General features: G+C 35.6%; 19 protein-coding genes. 12 read left to right on the top strand and 7 right to left on the bottom strand.

Annotated features, from left to right (window positions below):
- Window positions 1-48 precede the first annotated feature (48 nt).
- On the top strand, window positions 49-393 hold the full coding sequence (locus tag FLV_RS12625; RefSeq protein ID WP_243234257.1) for a hypothetical protein: 345 nt from the start codon (window positions 49-51) through the stop codon (window positions 391-393).
- Between the two features lie 168 nt (window positions 394-561).
- Here the strand turns inward: FLV_RS12625 and FLV_RS12620 are convergent, their stop codons facing one another.
- Window positions 562-939 carry a winged helix-turn-helix transcriptional regulator gene (locus FLV_RS12620; protein ID WP_243234256.1) on the bottom strand — a complete coding sequence of 126 codons (378 nt, stop codon included), beginning with the start codon at window positions 937-939 and terminating at the stop codon, window positions 562-564.
- A 78-nt stretch (window positions 940-1,017) separates the two neighbouring features.
- On the opposite strand from FLV_RS12620, the gene FLV_RS12615 reads away from it, so the two are divergent.
- Entirely contained in the window at window positions 1,018-1,893 is an 876-nt protein-coding gene (locus FLV_RS12615; RefSeq protein ID WP_243234255.1) for an NAD(P)H-binding protein, read from the top strand.
- 110 nt (window positions 1,894-2,003) lie between these two features.
- Window positions 2,004-2,363 (top strand): hypothetical protein, encoded by a 360-nt coding sequence (locus tag FLV_RS12610; protein ID WP_243234254.1) that lies wholly within the window; start codon window positions 2,004-2,006, stop codon window positions 2,361-2,363.
- 58 nt (window positions 2,364-2,421) lie between these two features.
- On the opposite strand, the gene FLV_RS12605 is transcribed toward FLV_RS12610, so the two are convergent.
- The 4 genes from FLV_RS12605 to FLV_RS12590 form a co-directional block, all read right to left on the bottom strand.
- A complete protein-coding gene (locus FLV_RS12605) occupies window positions 2,422-3,840 on the bottom strand; it encodes a TolC family protein (RefSeq protein WP_243234252.1) in 1,419 nt (472 codons plus the stop codon).
- Window positions 3,821-5,176, bottom strand: coding sequence for an HlyD family secretion protein (locus tag FLV_RS12600; RefSeq protein ID WP_243234251.1), 1,356 nt, complete (start codon window positions 5,174-5,176; stop codon window positions 3,821-3,823). The genes FLV_RS12605 and FLV_RS12600 overlap by 20 nt, the downstream gene beginning before the upstream one ends.
- 2 nt (window positions 5,177-5,178) lie before the next feature.
- The gene (locus FLV_RS12595; protein WP_243234250.1) at window positions 5,179-6,834 is read right to left on the bottom strand and encodes a peptidase domain-containing ABC transporter; all 1,656 of its coding nucleotides are present in this window, start codon (window positions 6,832-6,834) and stop codon (window positions 5,179-5,181) included.
- Between the two features lie 106 nt (window positions 6,835-6,940).
- A complete protein-coding gene (locus FLV_RS12590; protein ID WP_243234248.1) occupies window positions 6,941-7,345 on the bottom strand; it encodes a hypothetical protein in 405 nt (134 codons plus the stop codon).
- Window positions 7,346-7,929: 584 nt separating this feature from the next.
- Between FLV_RS12590 and FLV_RS12585 the strand changes: the two genes are divergently transcribed.
- Complete coding sequence (locus FLV_RS12585) at window positions 7,930-11,991, top strand: pectinesterase family protein (protein ID WP_243234247.1); 4,062 nt, start codon at window positions 7,930-7,932, stop codon at window positions 11,989-11,991.
- 143 nt (window positions 11,992-12,134) lie between these two features.
- Here the strand turns inward: FLV_RS12585 and FLV_RS12580 are convergent, their stop codons facing one another.
- Window positions 12,135-13,361 carry a PQQ-dependent sugar dehydrogenase gene (locus FLV_RS12580; protein ID WP_243234246.1) on the bottom strand — a complete coding sequence of 409 codons (1,227 nt, stop codon included), beginning with the start codon at window positions 13,359-13,361 and terminating at the stop codon, window positions 12,135-12,137.
- Between the two features lie 278 nt (window positions 13,362-13,639).
- On the opposite strand from FLV_RS12580, the gene FLV_RS12575 reads away from it, so the two are divergent.
- Genes FLV_RS12575 through FLV_RS12560 form a run of 4 tightly spaced genes read left to right on the top strand, consistent with a single transcriptional unit; the run spans window position 13,640 to window position 18,925 of the window.
- On the top strand, window positions 13,640-15,148 hold the full coding sequence (locus FLV_RS12575) for an ankyrin repeat domain-containing protein (RefSeq protein WP_243234245.1): 1,509 nt from the start codon (window positions 13,640-13,642) through the stop codon (window positions 15,146-15,148).
- Window positions 15,149-15,207: 59 nt separating this feature from the next.
- A complete protein-coding gene (locus tag FLV_RS12570; protein ID WP_243234243.1) occupies window positions 15,208-15,693 on the top strand; it encodes a DUF2271 domain-containing protein in 486 nt (161 codons plus the stop codon).
- A 27-nt stretch (window positions 15,694-15,720) separates the two neighbouring features.
- Window positions 15,721-17,904 (top strand): PepSY domain-containing protein, encoded by a 2,184-nt coding sequence (locus FLV_RS12565; protein WP_243234241.1) that lies wholly within the window; start codon window positions 15,721-15,723, stop codon window positions 17,902-17,904.
- A 13-nt stretch (window positions 17,905-17,917) separates the two neighbouring features.
- Complete coding sequence (locus tag FLV_RS12560) at window positions 17,918-18,925, top strand: FAD:protein FMN transferase (RefSeq protein WP_243234239.1); 1,008 nt, start codon at window positions 17,918-17,920, stop codon at window positions 18,923-18,925.
- A 177-nt stretch (window positions 18,926-19,102) separates the two neighbouring features.
- On the opposite strand, the gene FLV_RS12555 is transcribed toward FLV_RS12560, so the two are convergent.
- Entirely contained in the window at window positions 19,103-20,134 is a 1,032-nt protein-coding gene (locus tag FLV_RS12555; protein ID WP_243234235.1) for a LacI family DNA-binding transcriptional regulator, read from the bottom strand.
- A gap of 161 nt (window positions 20,135-20,295) precedes the next feature.
- Between FLV_RS12555 and FLV_RS12550 the strand changes: the two genes are divergently transcribed.
- The 4 genes from FLV_RS12550 to FLV_RS12535 all read left to right on the top strand — a co-directional run bounded on the left by FLV_RS12550 (window position 20,296) and on the right by FLV_RS12535 (window position 22,898).
- Window positions 20,296-21,126, top strand: a complete 831-nt coding sequence (locus FLV_RS12550) for a polysaccharide deacetylase family protein (RefSeq protein ID WP_243234234.1) — start codon at window positions 20,296-20,298, stop codon at window positions 21,124-21,126.
- A gap of 271 nt (window positions 21,127-21,397) precedes the next feature.
- Window positions 21,398-21,886, top strand: coding sequence for a TlpA family protein disulfide reductase (locus FLV_RS12545; protein ID WP_243234233.1), 489 nt, complete (start codon window positions 21,398-21,400; stop codon window positions 21,884-21,886).
- Window positions 21,887-22,135: 249 nt separating this feature from the next.
- Complete coding sequence (locus FLV_RS12540) at window positions 22,136-22,588, top strand: ubiquinone biosynthesis protein COQ4 (RefSeq protein ID WP_243234231.1); 453 nt, start codon at window positions 22,136-22,138, stop codon at window positions 22,586-22,588.
- A 4-nt stretch (window positions 22,589-22,592) separates the two neighbouring features.
- A complete protein-coding gene (locus tag FLV_RS12535; protein ID WP_243234229.1) occupies window positions 22,593-22,898 on the top strand; it encodes a hypothetical protein in 306 nt (101 codons plus the stop codon).
- Window positions 22,899-23,026 lie beyond the last annotated feature (128 nt).

The raw sequence follows: 23,026 nt of genomic DNA, 5'->3' as shown, positions 1-23,026 counted from the left end.
ATTATCCGATATATTTCGAAAATTAAAACTGCATAAAAAAAGACAAAAATGAATAATTACAATTTTAACAACAAGAAATTTGCACTAATTCAAAACTCGGAAAGTGGACAAGTAAACTCGGAAACTGTTTTTGAATATAAACAAGATCGTAATCTTGTAACTGCTGACTACTTTGGCGGAACAATAAAATACGGAAAAATTATTGCTGACTTAAATGGAGATGAATTAAACATGCTATATCAATGTTTAACGACAGATAATATATTGAAAGCTGGAAAAGCAATAGCCAAAATTTCTTTAACAGATAATGGAAAAATGAAATTGAGTTTAGATTGGGAATGGCTAACAAATGGAAACGAAAAAGGAAAATCTGAATACATAGAAATTGAATAACAAAAATAGAAGGAAATATAAATATTATTTAAAAAGGAATGTTGATCCTAAAATAAATCACATAAGCAAAATTGATTATAAATTTAATTCGATACCAATTATAATCTCACAAAAACAGATATTATCCTACAAAATGCCTCTCCTTAAAGAGAAATTTTGTATTACTCTTTATTCCAAAGATTCTACATCAAAAACCCCGTCTTTCATCTTAAAAGCCCAGGAAGCCACGGCCTCAATAACAGGTATCAGCCCTTCTCCGGCTTTACTGAGCCTGTAAGTTACAAAAGGCGGTACAACCGGTTTTGCTTCTCTTATCACAAGACCATCAGCCTCTAATTGCTTTAAATGCTGAATCAGCATTTTCTCTGTCACGGCCGGAATGGCTCTTTTCAATTCGCTGTAACGCTTATGCCCAGTCGATAATTGATACAAAATTATAGGTTTCCAGTAACCGCCAATTTTTTCCATTACAAATGTAACCGGGCATTTTTCTAAAGCATACTGCTTATTTTCCTGAATAGTCGATGATTCTTTAATCGCTGTCATAATACATACTTTAGGGTAAGTACTTGTATAAAAGTAAGTACAAAGATACCTTTGTCTCAACAAATAAAAAAATATAGTATGAAAATTATAATTTCAGGTTCTTTAGGAAACATTGGAAAACCTCTGGCAACGAGTCTTATTGCTTCAGGACACGACGTAACGGTAATCAGCAGTGATTCAGACAAAAAAACAACAATCGAAAATTTGGGCGCAAAAGCTGCCATTGGCTCTGTAAGTGACGCTGTATTTTTGACTGAAACATTAAAAGGTGCCGATGCTCTTTTTGCAATGACACCACCTAATTTAGGAGGTCAAAATATCATTGCAAACACAACTGAAGCCGGTCGTGCGTTCGCAAAAGCGATATCAGAAACAAAGATTAAACGTGTTGTCATGTTAAGCAGTACTGGGGCTGATTTGCCCACCGGAAACGGACCGATCGCAGGACTTTATCATATCGAAAAATTGTATAATGAATTAAATACATCTATTACTTTTTTAAGAGCCGGTTATTTTTATACCAACTTTTATAATGATGTCCCAATGATTCAGGGAGCAGGTATTATGGGAGGCAATTTCCCATCAGATGTAAAAATACCATTGGTTCATCCTGAAGATATTGCTCAGGCTGCGGCAGAAGAAATAATAAAAACTCCATCTGGTAAAAATGTTCGTTACATCATAAGCGATGTCAGAACTCCAAATGAGATTGCAACTACTTTAGGAATTGCAATTGCTAAACCTGACTTGCCGTGGATTGAATTTACTGACGAACAATCGCTTCAGGGGATGACTCAGGCAGGAATACCTGAAGAAATTGCAAAATTATATACTGAAATGGGTACAGGTTTGCGCAACGGAAAAATTGCAAATGATTTCATCACAAATAATTATAGTGTCGATGGAAAAATTAAACTGGAAGATTTTGCAAAACAATTTGCATCCAGCTTTTAAATCTTTTACAAACCAAACAAAAGCCGTAAAAAAAATTACGGCTTTTTTGTTTATTAACCTTCTCTCATTATTTGATATATTTGTTCTCTTTTTTAAACCACACCTAAACAATGATAATACAGGATCTAATTGGCACTTATTCCATCTCAGGAAGCAATCAGGACGATTCAGATGAAATGACTTATAAAGGCACACTGACACTTTCTCTTGACGAAAACAACCGGATTAAAGCCAAATGGATTATCAATAATAGTCAGGAACAAAAAGGGTCAGGCTTTTTTAAAGACAATATTCTGGTAATCAATTTTAGTTATAAAGGAGAAGACAAAAAAACATACAAAGGAGTAGCTGTTTACCGATGTATCACCAAAGATTTACTGGAAGGATTTTGGTCTGAAAAACATGGAAACCCACTCTTTCTGGGAACCGAGCATTGTCTTCGAACAGCAACTTCTGAAAGGCTGAACTAAAATAAAAAACCACTTATTTTACCTGAATAAATAAGTGGCTTGAAAAAGAAAAAAAATATCAATCAGGATTTGCTAGTATTTTGAACAATTCGGCATTTGAAATGTAAAACTGGTTTTCGATAGTTATTTGTGATAGTTTGGCACTCACCAGATTATTTTCCCTTGAATTGAGGAGAAAAATAGAACTTTCTCCAAACGAAAAGAGTTTCTCTTCAGAATTTAGCATTGTTAGATAATCTTTTACCAGATTATCTATAACACCTTTTTGCCTTTTTAAAGAAGCAATTTCGGTTTGCTGTGCTTTGATTTTATTTTTTAGTTCCACTCGCTGCTGATCAATATCATATTTTAAATCCTGAATTTTAAGTTTTGCCAGTTTTAAGCTTCCGCGTTCTTTTCTCAAAAAAATAGGAATACTGAAATCGACATTGAACTTATAATCGTCGGCATTAAAAGAATTAAAATAAGAAGGCTCAGAAATATAATTGTACCCCACATTTAACTTTGGAAGCAATGAATTCGCTTTCAGTTCCCTGCTGATTTCCAGCATATTCATTTTAGTTTCCAGAGCCTGAATTTTCGGATGGGAATCCAAAGTTTCAACATTCACCATCATGGCATCAGTCCGCAGTGTTTCTTCGAGCGTTTTAATTAAATTTTCTTCCGGTTTAACGATATCATCCAGTTCAACAGGAACATTTTCGATCCATAAATAATTCGAAAGATACAATTTTGCTTTCGCTAATTTCAGGTTTCCGTTTTCAACGTTTAATTCACGGTTTCGCACTGTGATTCCGGCTTCTACACTGTCAATTGCAGGCGAATCGCCCAGTTCAATCAGTTTTTTTACGCCCTGAAAACGAGTACTGGCAAAGCCTAAATATTTTTTATAAAGCTCAGCTTCATTGTAGCTTTTTCTCCATTCAAAATACGCTTCGCTGGCTTTATACAAAACCTCTATCGCTTTTAGTTTTCGCTGTGCATCGCTCAATTTTACCTGCAATTTTCCTTCTCTGACATCTGCCATTCGCTGGTTGATAAACATTCCCTGACCTAAGGCAACATTGATTCCCAAAGAAGTCAGTCCCGCATCTGGAGTACGATTCTGCGGATTGTAATACTGTCCGTCTGTCTGATCAAAACCTGCTTTAATTTCGATTCCGTACCAGGTGGGAATTTTAAAGCTGCTGTTTAAAAGCGAATAATATTCTGTTCCTTTAAATTCTTTTTTATTGTAATCGACTTCAATTTTAGGATCAAAACCTCCACGAGCAAGCATCAGAGCCGCCTGAGCAGTACTAATCTCAAGATTGGCCTGTTTTACCAGCGGATGATACTTTTTTACGTATCCCAAAAACTCGCTGTAACTCAATTCTTCTTTATTAAAATCCTGACTGTATACATTAGAAAAGCCGAATAAAAATAAAAGAGAAAATAGCGTTACAGCATATTTTAATTTATTTTTTGTCTTTACCATCCTTAGCCTCTTTTTCATCTGACATATAATAATTTGGTGGAAAACCATTCAGGTTACGCCATATTTCGTACCATACAGAAACGGTTTCGAGTAAGGCGATACTCTGTGCTCCTGCTCCGATACTCAGTTCTTTCGGCCATTTATTATCCGGACCGTCAGGTGAAACAAGCACCCTGTATTTTCCGTTGGAACTGATAAAGTTTTCGATTGCTACGATTTTTCCGCCATACGTTCCGTAAGATAATCCCGGCCAGCCCGAAAATACAATTCTTGGCCATCCGTCAAACCAGACACGTACTCTTGCACCACGGTGTACCAATGGAAGATCAATAGGATCAACATAGGTTTCTACCGCAATATCATAGCTCGATGGCATAATGCTTACAATTGGAGTTCCTTCTTTAATTGTTTCTCCAAGACCTGCCAGTAAAGCACGGTTCACATAACCGCTCTGCGGAGCCGTAATGTAGTACAAACCGTTTCTAAGGCTGTAATTTACATATTGATTCTGCAATTTGTTTACCTGAGCTTCTGTATCGTATTGCGTACTCAAAGCGGTGTATTTATCACTTCTTGATTTCGAAATTTTCTCCGAGTACTCAGCAGTAATTCGGTTAATTTCAACTCTTGCATTTATCAGTTCATTTTTACTGCTCAAAAGTTTGTTTTGCTGCGTCACTATATAGGCTTCAGATTCCTGAAGTTTCAGTCTTTTTTGCTCCACATCGGTAAGCGGTTTTAACCCTTCCTTATTCAATGCTGTAGAACGGTCAAATTGGGTTTTGGAGATTCTTAATTGCGTTTTTATCGCTTCAAGATCCATACTGTCACTCTTAATTTTCAGCTGCGCTTGTTTAATTTTATTCTGGGCCTGCTGCAATTTTAATTCTCTTTCCGTATTAAGCGATTGTGCCTGAACTTCAAGCGAATTTACTTTGTCTCCGTATGATTCTACAGCCATTTTTTTTGCATCGACCTGTTGCTTTGTATTTCCAACAAGATTAGGATCCAGGTAGTCTTCCTTTACCTCAGAAATAAAAACAATGGTATCTCCTTTTTTCACATAATCACCTTCCTGCACGTACCATTTTTCGATTCTTCCGGCAATGGCGTTATGCACTGTTTGTGGTCTCTGATCCGGTTTTAAGGTTGTCACTGAACCACTTCCGGAGATATTTTGTGTCCATGGCAGAAAAAGACAGGCTACACAAAAAATCAAGAAACCGATTATAACTCTGTTTAAAATCTTGTAATGCGGTCTGCGGGCAACGCTGGTAATAGATTTGTATTTGCCCGGAGTTATAAGTACATTATTATCTTTAGATATATTGAGCATGATTAAAGCTTTATGTCGTTAATAATTTTTCCGTCATCGATCGTTATCATACGGTCACATTTGTTCTTCCAGATATCGTTTTTAGAAGTTACAATTACCGTCCAGTCATTTTCTTCAGAAAGTAAAAAGTCTACAATTTTACCAGAAGTCAGTTCGTCCATTTTATCAACAGGATCTTCAAGAAATAATATATTAGGTTTATGAACTATACTACGAGCCAAAAGAATCTTCTGGATATCTGAAGCCGAAAGTTCATAGCCTCCAGGATGTACCTGATGTTCCAGACCGTTCGGGAATGTTTTGATATCCGGTGTCAGGCCAACATTGTCTAAAGCCCATTTCAAATCATCATTATTCAATGCTTCGTTTCCAAAAAGAATATTTTCTCTAATAGTTCCGGCAAAAAGCGTATCTCCCTGTAAAAAAGTTCCGGCCTGTGCTCTGTATGCATCTTCTGTTAAACGGTTCATGTAATTATCCGTCACATACATAGCACCGCTTTCGGGTTCCAGCAAACCTGACAACAAACGCAATAAGGTACTTTTTCCGGCACCGTTTGTTCCTCTTAAAATTATCTTTTCGCCCTGATTTATTTTCAGGTTAATATTTTTGAGCGATTTTTTGTTGTGATCCGGATAATTGTAAACCACACTTTCTGTTTCAATATTGATTCCTGTTTCAGTTACAGCCGATGTTTCAGGAACACATGCAATTTCCATGTCTGTCACCTGACCTATTTTTTCTAATGAAGTTAGTACATCATAAAAAGATTCCAGTCCGAAAATGATTTTTTCAACCGAATTAATCAGCAAAACGATCACAATTTCAGCTGCTACAAACTGCCCGATGTTCATTTGATGGTGAATTACCAGAAAACCACCAATAGACAATAAGGCAGCCGTAACAATAACTTTAAAAATAGTGAGCTGAATGTATTGTTTTTTCATTACCTGAAAATGCTTTTCACGATAATTAACGTATTTACTTACATATCCGTCATTTCTTTCCAATGCATATTCGAAACCTCCTTTTTTGCGAAAACTATCACGATTACGGGCTATTTCCTGAAGCCACGCCGCTACTTTATATTTAAATTTTGATTCGTTAAGACTGGTTTCCAATCCGTCTTTATACGAAAATTTAAAAATGATATACAAAATCACGATAAACAAAAGGCCTATTACCGTAAAGAAAGAATGGTACAAAACCAATAATATAATACCAAGACCAACTTGTAAAAAAGCGGTACAAAAATCCAGTAAAAGTTTTGCCGTTCCTTTCTGTACCGTTAAAGTATCAAAAAAACGGTTGGCTTTTTCAGGGGCATATTCTGAATACATTTCCTTGAATTTAATTAAAGGCATTCTGTAAGCAAATTCAAATGAAGAACGAACAAAAATTCGCTGCTGGAGATTTTCTACTATTCGAAGCTGCAAAATGGTCAGAATTCCGCCAAAACCAACTCCAATTGTAACCAAAATTACCAATACAATCCAGGAAACACTTAGCTGTCCGCTCTGGATAAAATTAATAATTGCCTGAATTCCTAAAGGCAGTGAAAGATTTACCAAACCGGCAAAAGCAGCATAAAAAATGATTTGATATACATCGCGCTTGTCAAGGTGAAGTAAGTTGTAAAAACGTTTTAATGGTGTCATGAATTTATATTATAAATACAAAATTAATATATAGATACTAATTATACGGCAAAAACCGTATTAAGGATATTAGAATTTCTTCTAACCCTCAAAAAAAAAACAGTATTTATGCTATAAATTCAGGAGGCGGTAAATGAATTTTACCATGAAAAACAAATGAGAATATTTGATTATCAACATAGTTTTTTCTTTTTGCACTAATTTTAAAGTACAAAACAGTTAATGAAGTATTTAAAGGTATGAGATAATCTAATGAAGGAACACCTTTTGCGAGTTTGGCTGTTTTCGATTCTTTTGTTTCGTAATCGTCCAGTTCTTCGGGAATACCGTCACATTTTAATATCTTTTTCAGAAAATTACAGGTAATGCCTTTAACTGTATTTGTCTCGGCATTATCGGCTATGATACGCCCAAAGCTATTAGACACATTAATACTGCTGATTAGAAAGTACCCGATTAGCAACGCCTGAAGGCATTTACATAAGATACTATTTTTAATTCTGCTCAACATTTTCCCTCTGTTTAAAGGGCGCAAGTTAGGTCGAAATTTTATGGTCAACATTAAAATAACATTAGAATTGGAGACTGTTCTGTTATTTTTTTCTTAACAGAAACTCAAAATCAGCAGAAAGAAAATCTTCAGATTATGATTATTTCAAATTAGGAATAATTTTTCATTGAATCTATTTGTTAGACTTAGAGATACAAATAGGCAAATTAGCAGTAACTACTGTCATCCACATATTTTATTAAAACGTTTTTTTTATAAATTACAACCTGTTGGATGAAATTAAGAATCAGTGTCACGCTGAGTCCATTCGTTTTCGCTCAGGATAACATCGATTCCTTAAGCAATAATCATGTTTTACTACCAATTTTATACTTTTTACAATCAAGTCATTTTTTTTTATCAATTTCACCCAACGGGTAGACTATAATAATTTGTTGATTTTTAAACAATTACCAATAGTGTTTTTTCCCCTGTTTAATAGCAATATGTCTACTGCGTTAGAAATTGATTTCCATAGTTTTACTTTAACAAGAAAAGTAGTTTACTTGTTGAATTATTTACTAACCTCAACCAAACCAAAAAGCATGAAACAAAAAATTTTATTATGGACATTTTTAGCTTTCTCTTCGATGCCGCTGAAAGCACAAACCTACGATATCGTAGTTGCCAAGGATGGCAGTGGTAATTATTCCACGGTACAGGCAGCTGTGAATGCAGCTCCTTCTAACAGTTCGGCCAGAACTGAAATTTACATTAAAAACGGTACTTATTATGAAGTAATTACGGTTCCTTCAAATAAAACCAATCTGACATTCATAGGTCAAAGTTCGACCGAAACGATTTTAACCTATAATAATTATGCCTCCAAAATCAATCCGGCTACCGGAACCGCTTATGGAACCTCAAATTCAGCCAGTATCTTCATAAATGGCGCAGGGTTTTACGCACTGAATCTTACATTTGCCAACTCATCAGGACCTGTAGGTCAAGCTGTAGCAGTTCGCTCTACAGCAGATAAGGCTGTTTTTAAGAACTGCCGTTTTTTAGGAGATCAGGATACTTATTACCCACACAGTGGAAGATCTTATCATGAAAATTGCTATTTCGAAGGCACTACAGACTTTATTTTTGGAGGAGCCATTGCCTATTTTCAAAACTGCCAGCTTTATACTAAAGGGGGAACTTCTGTAACTGCAGCTAATACTCCATCTCATCTGGCTTATGGATTTGTATTCAATAATTGCCAGATTACAGGTTCAGGAAGCAATATTACAGATTTGGGGCGCCCTTGGGGAGGATATGCCTCGGTTACTTATATGAACACCAGTATGACCAATGCAATTAAGCCAGCAGGATGGAATGACTGGGGGAATGCTGCCAATCAGGGAACAGCACGTTTCTCAGAATATAATAACTCAGGAGCAGGAAATGTTCCGGCGTCCAGAGTTTCATGGGCAAAAAAATTAACCGCTTCTCAGGCCGCTTCTTACACAAAATTAAATGTTTTAAAAGCTAATAATGCCAATCCTCAGGTTACTGATAACTGGAATCCGGATACAATCATTAATTCCGTTACAGGTGGAGGAACTGCTTTCCAGACCATTCAGGCCGAAAATTACAACAGCCAATCAGGCGTTCAGACTGAAGCCAGTTCCGAAGGCACTGATAATGTAGGATATATCAATAACGGTGACTGGATTATGTTTGAAGACATAAACTTTGGCTCGGGAGCAGGTAGTTTTCTGGCAAGAGCTGCAACAGCCGGAACCGGAGGAACTATCTCAATCAGATTAGGAGGAACATCCGGCACACTTATCGGAACTTGTACCATTACACCAACGGGCGGATGGCAAACCTATACAAATTTTACATGTCCGGTAACTCAGGTTTCAGGAATTCACGATGTCTATCTTGTTTTTCAGGGTGGAAGCGGCTATTTATACAATCTTAATTATATCAATTTTTCTGTACCCCAGACAGCAGCTACATTGACAAAACATGGAGCTGGAGGATCGAGTCAAACAGTAGCAATAAATACCGCTATTACAGGATTTTATTATGCCTGGCAGAATGCTACCACAGTAAGTGTATCAGGATTACCATCAGGGATCAATGCTGCCATAAACAATACAGCAAAAACTGTAACCTTCAGCGGAACACCAACTGTGAGTGGTACTTTTAACTATACTATTACAACAGTTGGTGGCTCAACAAATACAACAAAATCAGGCACTTTAACAGTAACCGCATCAACCCAAAAAGTTGCTTCTACTCAAAAGACTACTGCTGCTCTGGCGGTTACTTCTCCAGCGTTTCCGGGTGCCGAAGGTTTTGGACGCTATACCAGTGGTGGCCGTGGCGGACAAGTAATCTACGTTACCAATCTGAATGACTCAGGTACAGGAAGTTTAAGAGCAGCAGTTACGGCAACGGGAACCAGAACGGTCATGTTTAAAGTGTCCGGAATCATTGCGCTTAATTCAGATTTGAGAATCAACAATGGGAATATCACCATTGCAGGTCAGACTGCTCCGGGCGACGGAATCTGCCTTAAAAATTATTCAGTAAATATAGATGCTGATAATGTTATTATTAGATATATCCGCTTCCGCATGGGTGACCAGACACAGCATGAAGGCGATGCTATAGGTGGACGAAACCATAAGAATATCATCATTGATCACTGCTCTATGAGCTGGAGTACAGACGAATGTGCTTCATTTTATGATAATGAGAATTTTACTATGCAATGGTGCATGATGTCTGAAAGTTTACGTGTGTCTGTTCATGGTAAGGGAACCCATGGTTATGGTGGAATTTGGGGAGGAAAAAAAGCTTCCTTTCATCACAATATGTTAGCACACCATGATAGCCGAAATGCCCGTTTTTGTGGCAGCAGATACTCGGGACTTGCCAATCTTGAACAGGTTGATTTTAGAAACAATGTTATTTATAACTGGGGAGGTAATAGTGCTTATGCTGCTGAAGGAGGATCCTACAACTTTACCAATAATTATTATAAAGCTGGTCCAGCTACAGGTTCTGGCGTAAACGACAGAATTATATCTCCTGGTCAGGATGATGGATCTAACAATCAGTCTGCAGGTGTTTGGGGCAGTTTTTACGTTAATGGAAATCATACAACAGCAAACTCCACTACTACAGGTAATAACTGGAATGGAGTTGACCCTAATCCATCATCAAAAAGCAAAACGGAACTTCGTGTTAATACTGAATATAACTTTGGTGAAATGACTACTCATTCTGCAGCAAATGCCTATAATAGAGTATTGGCCTATGTTGGAGCCAGTCTTAAGCGTGATGCGGTAGATAACAGAATCGTATCAGAAGCCACTAATGGAACCTTTACTTACACAGGTTCAAACGGAAGCACAAAAGGTCTGATAGACACACAATCTGATGTTGGAGGATGGCCAGCCTATAATTCCACTACAGCACCAACAGATACAGATAATGACGGAATGCCTAATAGCTGGGAAAGTGCTAATGGCTTAAATAGTAATAACGCCTCTGATGGAATATTATATACACTGAGCTCAACCTATACTAATTTAGAGGTTTACATTAATGGATTAGTAGGAACAATTACAACTAATCAAAATCAAAATGGAACTCCTAACTACACAGAATCGACTGGTACTGCTACTCTTGTAAAACATGGTGCAGGTTCATCAAATCAAACTGTAAATGTAAATACACCAATAGTTGGTTTTAATTATTCATGGACGAACGCTAACTCTGCAACTGCTTCAGGATTACCTGCCGGGGTTACTGCAACAGTTAACGCTACAGCAAAAACTATTTCCATAAGCGGAACACCTACACAAGCAGGAACATTCAACTTCACAATTACTACTACCGGAGGCTCAATAAATGCATCTGTATCAGGTACAATTACTGTTAATGCTGTTATTTCCGAGATTACTATTAATGAAAATCAAACAGGCTTCTGCTCTGTTGATGGCACGATTGACAGTAATAATGTAGGATTTGAAGGAAATGGTTTTGCCAACGCAAATAATGCAGTTGGTGCAGGGATCAATTGGTCTGTGAATACTTCTTCCGGAAATTACATACTTCGTTGGAAATATTCTAATGGAGGTACTACTGTAAGAACTGCTAAAGTAATCGTTGATGGTCTTACATTGGCTACTGCAGACTTTAACGCTACAACTAATTGGACTACCTGGGCTGAGAATTCAAGTTCTTTAGTTACCGTAGCACTTTCCGCTGGTAATCATACTATCAGATTAGAAGCAACAACATCATCAGGTTTGGCCAACATCGATAAAATAGAAGTTGAAGGAATTAATCCTATCGCTGTTAGTTGTGGCAGTACATCTAAAATGGCTCTTTCTAATAATACAATAGACGAGTCTGTTGCTGAAAAGACTGAAGTGAAAATATATCCTGTACCCTTTAAAAATGAATTTTACATAGATCTTGGTACTATTAGAAAAGTCAAACAGATTTTGGTATTCAATATGCTTGGACAACAGATTTATGCAATAAACGAAGTTCCTGATCCTACAGTAAAAGTGAATATTAATGGAAGTGCAGGAATATATGTAGTTAAAATAATTACCGAAAATGGTGTTATAAATAAAACCATTATCAAAGAATAAGTTTCTAGCCTAAGTACTTTTTAACATTAAACCCTATCAGAAACTAAAAATTCTGATAGGGTTTTTAATTTTTCAGCTACATCATTTATTTAATGAATAATGGCATTGTATTGCTACATTATAATTTCGTACCAAATAGATTATTACTTCTTATCAATTTTATAAAGCCTTCCTCCATCGGTAACAGCATATAAAGCTCCGTCATTTCCCTGAGTAATATCTCTAAATCGCTGATCTTCATTAGCTAAAAACCTCTCTTCGCCAATAACCCTGTTATTTTCGATAACAAGTCTTACAATATGCTTACCACTTAGTGCGGCTATAAAAAGATTGTTTTGCCATTCCGGAACCCGATCACCCGTATAAAAAGTCATACCACCAGGCGCTACAACAGGATCCCAATAATAGACAGGCTGTTCCATTCCTTCTTTTTGCTGGATTCCGTCACCTATCTTTTGTCCATCATATTCAATTCCGTACGTAATAACAGGCCATCCGTAATTACTACCGGCTTTTAATCGATTAATTTCATCTCCTCCTCGCGGTCCGTGTTCACTTAGCCAAATCTCGCCCGTTACAGGATGAAGTGCCAGACCTTGAGGATTTCTGTGTCCATAAGAATATAATTCCGGTAATGCACCTGTTTGACTAAAAACAGGATTACCATTTGCAGGCTGACCCTCTTTGGTAATTCTGATAACTTTTCCTAAACTTCCAGACACCGATTGTGCCAAAGGTCTGGTTTGAATTACAGAACGTTCCCCAGTACTAATCACAAGATTACTAGTTTTATCAAAAAGTATCCGTCCGCCATAATGATTATCACTAGGATTAGCGGGGTTGGCCTGATAAATTACAGTTGCTCCTTCTATTGTTTTTTCATCATTCGATAATTTTCCTTTCGCAACCGCCGTAAGATTTCCACCTGTTACCGATTGAGCAAAAACCCAGTAAATCATTCGATTAGTTAAAAAATCAGGATCAAGGCATAAACCCAACAATCCTCCCTGACCAGATGCATTAACAGCGGGAATACCTGTAATAGCAGCACTTACCTCTCCTGTTATTTTAACGATACGCATGTTTCCAGATTTTTGTGTAACCAAAAGCCTGCCATCAGGAAGCATTTTTATACCCCAAGGACTTGTTAAGGCTGTAGTAATAACTTTTGCTTCATAAGCTGTATTTGTCTGCACACCACTTATGCGGGTCTGGCCTTCGAATGCAGAGGAATACTTTGTATTTGGCGGATTAGTTTCAACCGGATCAGTTGCTGTCCCCGGATCATTATTAGAATCTTTATCATTCGAACAGCTAAATAGCGTTAATAAGAGACTCGAAAAAATTAAAATATAATTTGTGTTTTTCATTGCGTTTGGATTAAAAAAATAATAACTCTTAGCTAATAACTCAAAAGTCTAAAATTTAAACCAGAAAAAATTACAAAATTTATTGTATAAATTATATAATTTCAAAATAAAAACACCTAAACTGCAAATAAACATTGGGTATTTAGTATTTATTTTTATATTTGCGTTATTTTTATTTATTCTAAATAATTTAAATTTTAGTTTAACTTTAAACCTTTTTAGAATATCTGAATCTAAAATAAATTATCATTTCTATTAATAACTACTTCACAAAATTTATGAAAAATAATCTTCTTCTTTCTTTTGCTTTAGTGACTACATTATTCGTAAATGCACAGCAAAAAAACACCCTGTTAGAACAATCCTTTTGGAAAACTACCCCAGACGTAAACGCTGTTAAAGCAGAAATAGCAAAAGGCAACAGCCCATCTGCAGCAACATCTAATGCTTTTGATGTGGTTGTTATGGCAATTAATAATGACGCTCCTACAGAAACAATCAAATTCTTATTAGAACAACCGGGTAATGAAGTAAACAAACCAACTCACGATAACCGAATTTACCTTCATTGGGCGGCGGGAAAAGGAAATCTGGAAATCATTAAATATTTGATAGCCAAAGGATCTGATATTAACTTAGAAGACAGCCACGGCTCGTTTCCTATAACAGCAGCAGCCAGCAGCGGTCAAAACAATACAGAGATTTACGAAACTTTTTTTAAAGCCGGAATAGACCCAAAGAAAAAATACCAAAACGGTGCTAACTTATTGTTATTATCAATTTCATCTGACAAAGAATTAAAAGCTGCCGATTATTTTGCTACAAAAGGGATGTCTTTAAAAGACACTGATAGCGAAGGAAATACTGCTTTTACCTATACTGCAAGATCCGGAAATATTCCGCTTTTGAAAAAACTTATTGAAAAAGGAGTTAAACCAAATGATAATGCACTTTTTACTGCTGCACAAGGAAGCCGCAGAGAAAGCAATACAATCGAAACCTATAAATATCTGATTGAAGAAGTTAAAATTAAGCCTACTGCGCAAAACAATTCCGGGCAAAATGTATTGCATATTTTGGCAGGAAAACCAAACCAGATAGAAATCATCAAATATTTTATCAGCAAAGGAGTTGATCCTAACAAAGCAGATAAAGAAGGAACTACCCCTTTAATGGTTGCTGCCTCTGCAAGAGAAACTTCTGTTTTAGAATTTTTGCTTCCTACTGCAAAAAATGTAAATACCCAAAATGTAAAAGGTGAATCTGCATTGACAAATGCGGTAAAATCTGGAACTCCAGAAGCTGTAAGTTTACTTTTAACCAAAGGAGCCGATGCAAACGTAAAAGATAAAGACGGTAATAATCTGGGGGTTTATCTAATACAATCATACCGTCCTCAAATGATGGGTCGCGGTCAGGAAGGAACTAACACAAAACAAGATCCTTTTGCTGCCAAAATAAAATTATTACAGGACAAAGGACTTAACCTTTCTGCTCCTCAAAAAGACGGAAACACTTTATACCATTTGGCAATTATCAAAAATGATTTAACCCTGCTTAAAAAAATAGCTGATTTAAACATCGATATCAACGCCAAAAACAAAGACGGATTAACAGCTCTGCACAAAGCTGCAATGGTTGCCAAAGACGATGTAATTTTAAAATATCTTATCTCTGCAGGTGCCAAAAAAGATATAACAACAGAATTTGATGAAAGTGCTTATGCTTTAGCCAAAGAAAATAATTTGCTTGTAAAAAGTAATATTTCTGTTGAATTTTTAAAGTAAACCATCATTAAATCTCAATTTTTTTAATTCCATATTCCAATAAAATAAATCTATTTCAAATGAAATCTATAATTAAAACTGCTCTTACGGGCGCCCTTATATGCCTTGTTTCTTTTAATATAAACGCACAGTCATCAAAATACAAATGCATGCTTCAAATGGACAATTACATAGGTGAGGGAGCCTATATTGTGGTGTCGTTAATTAATGCTAAAGGAGAGTATGAAAAAACACTTTATGTAATGGGAGGCGATAAAAAATGGTACAAATCATTAAAAGAATGGAATACTTTTCACGCAGCTCAAAAATCAGACGATATTAGTGCCAAAACCGGAGCTTCGGTTACAGGTGGAGACAGAAGTGTTACCGTTATAACAATTGAAAACTCTAAAATAAACAAAGGATACAAATTACGTTTTGAATCGGCTGTTGAAGATCAGAAGTATTATGTAAACGATCTTGAAATTCCACTTACTACAGAAGGTCTTGCAAATAAAACTGATGGCAAAGGGTATATCAAATACGTAAGAATGAACAAAATATAATACGATTACATTTTTAGAATATACGCAATGACTCTTTCTTTCTGGCGTTACGCACATCTGGCTTTAGCCTTATTTTCTTCGATTTTTTTGCTTTTAGCTTCGGTAACCGGAATAATTCTGGCAGTCGATGCGGTACAGGAAAAAACATTGCCGTACAAAGCAATAAATTTTGATCAGATAACACTGGCTGAAACACTGCCTGTATTAAAAAAAACGTACCCGGAAATTACAGAACTGAGCATCGATTATAATCAGTTTATAACGCTTCAGGCAATTGATGAAGAAGGAAATGACATCAATGCTTATATCGATCCAAAAACCGGTAAAACATTAGGTACACCTTTAAAAAAAAGTGAATTTATTCAATGGATTACGGGTTTTCACAGATCTTTATTTCTTCATGAAACAGGGCGTTTTTTTGTTGGTGTAATCTCTTTTTGTTTAGTATTAATATCAATTTCGGGTTTCGTGCTTGTTTTAAAAAGACAACGCGGCATCCGAAATTTCTTTTCGAAAGTAATCAAGGAATATTTTGCCCAATATTACCATGTTGTTTTGGGACGACTGGCTTTAATTCCGATTATTATTATTGCACTTACAGGAACTTATCTTTCACTGGAAAGGTTTAACTTTTTTATGGGTGAAAAAAAAGCCAAACCTGTAAAAACGGAACTTTCGGCAGAAGCCAAAAAAACTTCAATTTTTAAAAATACACTTTTATCAGACGTAAAAAAAATAGAATTCCCTTTTACGGATGATCCCGAAGAATATTATATTATCGAATTAAAAGATCGTGAAGTTGAAGTAAATCAGGTTACCGGTGCTGTTGTTTCAGAAAAACTTTCCCCTGTAACGGTTCAGTTATCGGCGTTGAGCCTTGATCTTCATACCGGAAGAATCAATGGTGTCTGGGCAATTATTCTGGGGTTGGCCTGCATCAACATCCTTTTCTTTATTTATTCGGGATTTGCCATTACTTTAAAACGACGATCAAGCCGTATAAAAAATAAATTTAACGCCAATGAAAGCAGTATAATTCTTTTAGTAGGTTCTGAAAACGGAAGTTCTTTTAGATTTGCCAATGCCATTCTGAAACAATTAAACGATCAGGGACACAAGGCTTTTATAACTGAATTAAATCGTTTCTCTGCTTATCCGAAGGCTGAGCATATTATTGTCTTTTCTTCGACACACGGTTTGGGAGATGCTCCTTCAAACGCCAATAAATTTAAAGCACTTTTACAAAAGCAGCAACAACATCAAAAAATCAGTTTTTCGGTAGTAGGTTTTGGTTCAAAATCATATCCTGATTTTTGCGGATTTGCTATAGAAATCGATCAGCTTTTAGAAACTAAAAACTGGACGGAACGCGTTCTGGAATTACAAACGGTTAATGACAAATCGGCTGTTGAATTTGTAAACTGGGTAAAATTATGGAGTGATAAAACCGGAATTGCTTTGGCCACTACTCCATCGTTATACAACCATGTTCCAAAAGGACTTCAGAAACTCATGGTTTTAGACAAAACAGCTATTACTGATACTGAACATACTTTTATACTAACCTTAAGAGCCAATTCAAGGGCGAAATTTGCTTCCGGAGATTTACTGGCTGTTTATCCGGTAAACGATTCCCGCGAACGCCTCTACTCTATTGGAAATCATTCCGGAAACATACAATTGGTTGTAAAACTGCATCCAAACGGATTAGGCTCCGGATTTTTAAATAAACTCGAAGCAGGAAACACAATTAAAGCCCGAATCATTAACAACAAGGCTTTTCATTTTCCTGCCAAAGCTTCAAAAGTGGCACTAATTTCAAACGGAACCGGAATTGCTCCTTTCCTTGGAATGATTGAACAAAACAGAAAAAAAACAGAAACTCACTTGTACTGCGGTTTTAGAATAGAAACTGAAACTGTTTCAGGCTATAAAAAATTTTCAGATGAAATGATCCGGAAACAAAAACTTACGAGTTTTCATCTGGCTTTTTCGCGTGAAGCTGAACATATTTATGTGATGGATTTAATAAAACGTGATGCATCATTTTTTATTAGTTTATTACAGGAAGGCGGAATTATTATGATTTGTGGTTCACTTGCTATGCAAAAAGATGTTGAAGCAATTTTAAACGAATTATGTCTGGTAAACAGCATCAAAAATCTTTATGATTATAAGAAAAACGGACAATTATTAACAGATTGCTACTAATCATTTTATATCCATGAAGTTATCTCATTTTAAAATTTTGTTCCTTTTTGTAATTTTCTGGAGTATTTCAGGACATTCACAACTGCTGCGCAAAAGAACCACTTTGCTAATGGGTGGCCGTTTTGATATTAGTATTGTTGCCAGCGATTCTCTTACAGCAGAACAAAGTATAGACGAAGTAATTGCAGAAATAACCCGAATCGAAAACCTTATTTCAGACTGGAAACCTACTTCTCAGGTTTCTGAAGTGAATCAGAATGCCGGAATCAAACCCGTAAAAGTTGATCCGGAAGTTTTTAAATTAACACAAAGAGCCCTAAAATTATCCCAACTGACCAATGGCGCTTTTGACATCAGTTTTGCCGCAATGGACAGAATCTGGAAATTTGACGGTTCCATGAACCAGATGCCTTCGGCGGAAGCCATAAAAAAATCGGTAGAGAAAGTCGGCTATAAAAACATTCTTTTAGACAGTATTGAATCAACAGTTTTCTTAAAACTAAAAGGAATGAAAATTGGTTTCGGTGCTTTGGGAGAAGGATACGCAACCGACAGATGCAGGGATCTAATGCTAGCCAAAGGTATAAAATCCGGAATCGTAAATGCATCCGGCGATATGACAACCTGGGGAAGACAGCCTAACGGAAAAGACTGGAATATTGGTATTACAAATCCTTTTGAACCTGAGAAAATTTTCGCAAAAGTTCCTTTAAAAGGAGGTGCTGTTACGACATCAGGCAGTTATGAAAAATTTGTTGAATTTAATGGCAAACGGTATTCACACATCATCAATCCGGCGACAGGATATCCCGCAACAGGACTTTGCAGCGTAACCGTTTTTGGTCCTAAAGCCGAAATTGCAAATGGTTTTAGTACCTCATTAATGGTGATGGGAAGAAAATTAGGAATGGATTACATCAATAAATACCCTGATTACAGCTGTATCATGATTACAGATGATGGTAAAATCATTAAATCTAAGAACTTTAAAATCAGTAAAATTGATTCTAAATTGAAATAGAATTTTGTTAGGCGAGAACTAAAAAATTAAACACATAGATAATAGCTATTTATAACCTACAAAAGGCGTTTCACTTATCTAAAAAACAAAAAGCTATATGACTTGATGTTAATTGAAACGCCTTTAAGCATTCTTACAAACTATGTTTCTATGTATTTAAGAAAGCATAGCCCTTGATTATTTCCTTGCCGAAGACTCCCGTGCCAAAACCTCCGTATTTAAAAAAGTAATTTCTTTAACCTCATCACTTTTAGCCGATTTTAGGTTTTTAATAATAATTTCGGCGGCGGCTTTACCCATTTTTTCTGCAGGATGTGTTATGGTTGATAAATTTGGATCAATAATTTGCGAAATAGGGTCGTTATTAAAACCAATAACAGCAACATCCTCCGGAACTTTGATTCCTCTCTTTTTAGCCGTCTGAACAGCACTTACGGCAATAATATCCCCAGATGCAAATATGCCATCCGGAATTGGGTTCAAATCAAATAATTTATTGCTCGCCTTCACGCCGTCTTCATAAGTAACCGATTTCAAATTCACAATCAGTTCTTCATCAACGGGCAGATTATGATCTCTTAGGGCTTCAGTATAGCCTCTCTTTCTTTCATTATATAAATTACCAAATTCAGATCCCGCAGTTAAATGCGCAATTCGGGTACAGCCTTGCTCGATGAGATGCTTAGTAGCCTTATAACCAGCCGAATAATTATCAATAATTACTCTGAAAGTATTAAAATCCTTAGGAACCCTGTCGACAAAAACAAGCGGAATATTATTATTTGAAAATTGTTTAAAATGTGAAGTATCCCTGGTTTCCATTGCCAATGAGCAAATAACACCGCTAACACGATTGCTGTATAATGACTTAGCCATATTAGCTTCTTCTTCAGAAGAGTCATGCGACTGCATAATAATGACCGTATAACCCGATTTTTGAGCAGCAATTTCGATACCACTAATCAGAGAAGATAAAAATGGCTGGGTAACTGTCGGAATCAAAACACCTATGGTTTTTGTTTTATTACCGCGTAAACCTGCTGCCAGAGTATTAGGCACAAAACCCATTTCCTCGGCCGTTTTTTTTACTTTCTTTATTGTTTTATCACTAATGGTGTGATGATCTTTTAAAGCTCTTGAAATTGTTGAAGTAGCCAAATTTAACTTTTCGGCAATATCATATATCGTTACATGTTTATTTTCTTCCATGAAATAAATAATAAATAAATGTAAATATAGCTATTTTCTGTTTGATGCAATCTTTCAAAAACCGAAGAAGTAAAACAATTCCATTTGCCCCTTTACCTAAAGTTTTTTTTATATATTTCCAATCAAAATAATTGAAAACCAACAAATAAAACCACACAAACATGACCAGTCCTCTTTATCAGCTATCAAACAAAAAACTCAAAAATATAATTGCCCTAATAACTGTTTATCTGTTTTCTGCTGCCATTTTTGCCCAGACGCAAAACAGGGACTGGAATGGTAAAAAATGTGCTATTGTACTCACTTATGACGATGCCTTAAATATTCATCTGGACAAGGTTATTCCAATGCTGAATTCCTATAAATTTAAAGGGACATTTTATCTGATAGGCTCCTCGCCTGTTGTTTCACAGAGAATTGAAGAATGGAGAACCGCAGCAAAACAAGGACATGAGCTTGGAAATCATACTTTAAACCATCCTTGTGACGGCAGTTTACCCGGAAGAGATTTTGTAACCTCAGAAACTGATTTATCTAAATATACGATTGCCAGAGCCGTCAATGAAACCAGAATTACGAATACTTTACTAAAAGCTATAGACGGCAAATCCGAACGTACTTTTGCCTATCCCTGCGGAGATTTAACCATTAAGGATACACTTTTTTATAATTTTTTAAAGAATGACTTTGTTGCTGCCCGAGGCGTTGCACCCGGCTATTTAAACAGGAAAGAAGTAGATTTTTCTAATGTAAATTCCTTTTTTCAAAATGGAAGCACGGCTGAACAAATGATTGCTCAAGTTGAAGAAGCCGAAAAAATGGGTTCTTTTATTGTTTTTATGTTTCACGGTGTTGGTGGTGAACATTCTTTGAATATTGATTTGGAAGAACACCAAAAATTACTCGAATATTTAAAGAAAAGAAAAAAAGATATTTGGGTTGCCACAATGGTTGATGTAGCGAAATATATCAGAGAAAATCAAAACAACTAAACCCCAATGGCATGAAAGTATACAAGGTTGAAGAATTTAATTTTAAACACAAATTGCACAAATTTTCACGAATTATTTTTGTCAGTTTGTGGTATAAAAACTTTTTTAGAAAGTGAAAGTGAAATGCACTAAAGTACATAGTTTTAAACTATTTTTGAGACCAATAAAATTTGATATTTGACGCAAAATTATGCTGAAACACTTGATTTTTATTGAGAAAATTCAAATCGTGTTATTTATATTTGCACGATTCATCCCCAAATTACTGAATATGAAAAAAGTATTATTTATTGCTTTGTTGACATTTTGCATCAATACGATCAAAGCACAAGTTGTAGGTCTGGAAATTGGTGATATTGCCCCTGAAATTGATCTTCCGGATACCAAAGGAGAAAAAGTTGCGCTTTCCTCTTTAAGAGGCACAATCGTATTGATTGACTTTTGGGCTTCCTGGTGCGGTCCTTGTATCAAAGAACAGCCGGAATTATTAAAATTACACCATACTTATTCAGAAAAACTTTCGATCTATGGAGTTTCTCTTGATACCAAAAAACAAGTCTGGGCAGGAACAATTGCAAAATTGAAACTGCCATGGACACAGGTAAGTGATTTAAAATACTGGAGTTCCCCTACTGTTGCAGATTATATGGTACAGGCTTTACCTCATAATTTAGTATTGGACAAAAACGGAATTATAGTGGCAAAAAATATTCATGGTACCAAATTAAACGAATTGGTGAAAGAATTAACCGGGAATTAATTTTGTTCTTTCTCAGATAATTACTGTCAGGAGAATTTTAAACCTAAAAACGACTTTTATTATATTTCCAAAAATAGCTGTCAATATATTTGGCAGTTATTTTTTTTATTAATTACTTTGTATTTCAAAGTACTTTTAAATAAAAAACATTATGAAGAGTAAAAACACCTATTGGTTACAATTATATTCAGAATCTTTTTTATTTATTTTTAAACTTTGAAATTCAAAGAACTTTATAAGTATAAAACTATGAAAGACTATCTAATCGAAAAACTTTATGAATGCACCAAAGTACCTTATCAAAAATTCCTTAAAAGAAACAAACCCTGGAAAGTTGACAAAGCAACGCTCCTGAACTATCCGGAAGGCAGCTTAGGGTTGGGCTTAGGAAATTTTCTTGATAAAAATCATTTTGATATGCAGCCCAAATTAGAAGATCATGATGTGATTCATGTTTTAACGAATACTGGGGTTTCTGTGGTAAATGAAATCGGGATGCAATATTACCTTTTGGGAAACGGAAAAAGAAGTTTGTATTTGTTTTTGGTGATTTTTTCTGGTACTCCCTTCTACCCTAAACAGATCCTGTATTTTATTGCACAATACAAAAGAGGCAAAAAAGCACATTCTTTTTATTACCTGAATTTTTCAAATATGCTTTCTGTACCCGTTAAAACGATTCAACACATTTTTAATATTTAAAGTTATGCAAACGATCCATAAAAAACTTTCAGAGGAAACCCAGTCTATTGAATTAGTAATTGGTACTTTTATAATCAGCACTGTCTTATTTGCGTTTTATATGTTTACAAACAAAAACGCTAATGTTTTGGTATTCGCTTTTCCGTTTGTTGTTTCGACTTTACTTCTAAACGGAATCATGTTGTTTCATCTAACAGGCCGTTTTATAAAACTATATGATGAACGAAAAGATATAGCGATTAAGATTTTGCTGCTGTTAAGCAATATTCCTATTGCGTTTTTGTATTATATTATTGCGATAAAATCATAATTAATTCAAGTTGCTAGTTTGGATATCATAAAAAAACAAAGCAGAGGTTTAGTAAATTTGTTTTGCGAACCAATAAACCTCACCAATGCTTTGTAAAGACAAAATTATATCAATTTTTTGTTTAATAG

The sequence above is a fragment of the Flavobacterium pectinovorum genome, from assembly GCF_022802975.1.
Classification (GTDB): Bacteria; Bacteroidota; Bacteroidia; order Flavobacteriales; family Flavobacteriaceae; genus Flavobacterium; species Flavobacterium pectinovorum_B.
Note: the sequence above shows the minus strand (reverse complement) of the source record. Positions and strands in the feature narration are given on the sequence as shown.

Excerpts from the sequence above, each read along its gene's own strand:
- FLV_RS12605 (WP_243234252.1), bottom strand. The coding sequence starts at position 3,840 with ATGGTAAAGACAAAAAATAAATTAAAATATGCTGTAACGCTATTTTCT.
- FLV_RS12580 (WP_243234246.1), bottom strand. The coding sequence starts at position 13,361 with ATGAAAAACACAAATTATATTTTAATTTTTTCGAGTCTCTTATTAACG.
- FLV_RS12545 (WP_243234233.1), top strand. The coding sequence starts at position 21,398 with ATGAAAAAAGTATTATTTATTGCTTTGTTGACATTTTGCATCAATACG.
- FLV_RS12560 (WP_243234239.1), top strand. The coding sequence starts at position 17,918 with ATGAAGTTATCTCATTTTAAAATTTTGTTCCTTTTTGTAATTTTCTGG.
- FLV_RS12565 (WP_243234241.1), top strand. The coding sequence starts at position 15,721 with ATGACTCTTTCTTTCTGGCGTTACGCACATCTGGCTTTAGCCTTATTT.
- FLV_RS12610 (WP_243234254.1), top strand. The coding sequence starts at position 2,004 with ATGATAATACAGGATCTAATTGGCACTTATTCCATCTCAGGAAGCAAT.
- FLV_RS12600 (WP_243234251.1), bottom strand. The coding sequence starts at position 5,176 with ATGCTCAATATATCTAAAGATAATAATGTACTTATAACTCCGGGCAAA.
- FLV_RS12575 (WP_243234245.1), top strand. The coding sequence starts at position 13,640 with ATGAAAAATAATCTTCTTCTTTCTTTTGCTTTAGTGACTACATTATTC.
- FLV_RS12570 (WP_243234243.1), top strand. The coding sequence starts at position 15,208 with ATGAAATCTATAATTAAAACTGCTCTTACGGGCGCCCTTATATGCCTT.
- FLV_RS12595 (WP_243234250.1), bottom strand. The coding sequence starts at position 6,834 with ATGACACCATTAAAACGTTTTTACAACTTACTTCACCTTGACAAGCGC.
- FLV_RS12625 (WP_243234257.1), top strand. The coding sequence starts at position 49 with ATGAATAATTACAATTTTAACAACAAGAAATTTGCACTAATTCAAAAC.
- FLV_RS12555 (WP_243234235.1), bottom strand. The coding sequence starts at position 20,134 with ATGGAAGAAAATAAACATGTAACGATATATGATATTGCCGAAAAGTTA.
- FLV_RS12535 (WP_243234229.1), top strand. The coding sequence starts at position 22,593 with ATGCAAACGATCCATAAAAAACTTTCAGAGGAAACCCAGTCTATTGAA.
- FLV_RS12550 (WP_243234234.1), top strand. The coding sequence starts at position 20,296 with ATGACCAGTCCTCTTTATCAGCTATCAAACAAAAAACTCAAAAATATA.
- FLV_RS12620 (WP_243234256.1), bottom strand. The coding sequence starts at position 939 with ATGACAGCGATTAAAGAATCATCGACTATTCAGGAAAATAAGCAGTAT.
- FLV_RS12590 (WP_243234248.1), bottom strand. The coding sequence starts at position 7,345 with ATGTTGAGCAGAATTAAAAATAGTATCTTATGTAAATGCCTTCAGGCG.
- FLV_RS12585 (WP_243234247.1), top strand. The coding sequence starts at position 7,930 with ATGAAACAAAAAATTTTATTATGGACATTTTTAGCTTTCTCTTCGATG.
- FLV_RS12615 (WP_243234255.1), top strand. The coding sequence starts at position 1,018 with ATGAAAATTATAATTTCAGGTTCTTTAGGAAACATTGGAAAACCTCTG.
- FLV_RS12540 (WP_243234231.1), top strand. The coding sequence starts at position 22,136 with ATGAAAGACTATCTAATCGAAAAACTTTATGAATGCACCAAAGTACCT.